2 protein-coding genes are annotated in these 2029 nt (G+C 72.0%); both read right to left on the bottom strand.

Features of this window, described 5'->3' with window-relative positions:
- Positions 1-1741 (bottom strand): condensation domain-containing protein (locus tag J5Y04_RS41095; RefSeq protein ID WP_209417662.1); only part of this gene is annotated, 1741 nt, incomplete at its 3' end.
- Positions 1738-2029: phosphopantetheine-binding protein (locus J5Y04_RS41090; protein ID WP_209417661.1), on the bottom strand; the 292-nt coding region annotated here is incomplete at its 5' end. The genes J5Y04_RS41090 and J5Y04_RS41095, both read right to left, overlap by 4 nt.

The raw sequence follows: 2029 nt of genomic DNA, 5'->3' as shown, positions 1-2029 counted from the left end.
CCACACACGACTCCGACGTCACCACCCACCCCACACCCGCATCCCCCAACACCAACCCCACCCGCTCCACCGGCCACCTCACATCCACCGGCACATACACACCCCCCGCCTTCACCACCGCCAACAACACCACCAACAAATCCACCCCACGCTCCATCACCACACCCACCAACGACTCCGCCCCCACACCCCGACCCACCAACAACCGCGCCAACCGCTCAGCCCGCTCATCCAACTCACCGAACGACAACTCCACCCCATCCCCCACCACCGCCACCGCACCCGGCGACTCCACCACCCGCTCCGCCCACAACCCCGCCAACGTCACACCACCACCACCACGCACCCCACCCGCCAACCCCTCCAACAACCCCACCCGCTCCCCCACACCCAACACACCCACACCCGACACCCGCACCCCCGCATCCACCACCACCAACTCCAACACCCGCACCAACCGCCCCACCAACACCTCCACCGACCCCACCTCGAACAGATCCGCCGCCGCGATCAGCGATCCCCTGATGCCGGCGGGCGTGCCGTCGGCGTCGAAGGACTCGACGACGGACACCTCCAAGTCGAACTTGGCCACCGCCGGCGCCGCGGCCGGCGCGCCCACGGCCCGCACCCCCGGCAGTGCCAGGACCGATCCGCCGCCGACGGCCGTCCGGGCGGTGTTCTGCACGGTGAGCATCACCTGGAACAGCGGGTGACGGGCCAGCGAGCGCGCCGGCGCCAGCTCCTCCACCAGCCGCTCGAACGGCACGTCCTGGTTCCCGAGCGCGGACAGGCCCGCCTCCCGGACCCGGCCCAGCACCTCTGCGAAGCTCGGGTCGCCCGACAGGTCGGCGCGCACCACAAGGGTGTTGACGAAGAAGCCGACCAGGTCGTCCATGGCCCTGTCGGTGCGGCCGGCCACCGCCGCACCGATCGGGATGTCGGTGCCCGCGCCCAGCCGGCTCAGTGTCACCGCCAGCGCCGCCTGGAGCGTCATGAACAGCGTCGCACCGTGCTCGCGCGCGACGCCCAGCAGCTTCGCGTGCAGGTCCGCCGGAAGGTCGAGCGCCACCTGGTGGGCACGGTGGGAGGCGACGGCCGGGCGCGGGTGGTCGGCCGGGAGCTCCAGTTCCTCCGGCGCCCCCGCGAGCACCGCACGCCAGTGCTCCGTCTGGCGGGCGAGCAGGCTCTGCGGGTCGTCCCGGTCGCCCAGCAACTCGCGCTGCCACAGGGCGTAGTCGGCGTACTGGACGGGCAGCGGCTCCCAGTCGGGGGACCGGCCGGCCGCCCGCGCCGTGTAGGCGACGGAGAGGTCCCGGGCCAGCGGCGCCGCCGAGGAGCCGTCCCACGCGATGTGGTGGACCACCAGCACCAGCAGGTGCTCCCCGGGCGCCGAGCCGAACAGCCAGGCCCGCAGCGGGATTTCGGTGCCGAGGTCGAAGGCGTGTCGCCCGGCCTCTGCGACGGCGCCCGCGAGCTCCTCGGGTGCGACCTCGGTGTGGGTCAGCTCGAAGCCGGTCTCCTCCACCGGGAGGATCCGCTGGTACGGCTCGCCGTCGGCTTCCGGGAAGACGGTGCGGAGCACCTCGTGGCGGCCGATCACGTCCCGCAGCGCCTCGGCCAGCGCTTCACGGTCCAGCTCACCGGAGAGCCGTAGCGCGGTCGGAACGTTGTAGACGGTGTTGCGGCCTTCCAGCTTCGCCAGGAACCAGAGCCGGCGCTGTGCGAACGACAACGGGATCATCGGGACTCCTCCTGCTTGCGCATCGGCCGCAGCGCGGGCCTAGCACTGGACTCTTGACTGGCGTGTTCGGTGATCCAGGCCGCGAGCGCGGCCGGTGTGGGGGCGGTGAAGACCGTCCGGATGGGCAGTTCCAGACCGAGTTCGATCCGGACTTCGTTGGCGAGTCGGGTGGCCAGGAGGGAGTGCCCGCCGAGGGCGAAGAAGTCGTCCCCGACCCCGACCTCCGCCAGACCCAGCACCCGGGCGAACACCGCACACAGGATCTCCTCCCGCCCGTCCGCCGGCGCC

The organism is Kitasatospora sp. RG8 (assembly GCF_017813315.1).
GTDB lineage: Bacteria > Actinomycetota > Actinomycetes > Streptomycetales > Streptomycetaceae > Kitasatospora.
Note: the sequence above shows the minus strand (reverse complement) of the source record. Positions and strands in the feature narration are given on the sequence as shown.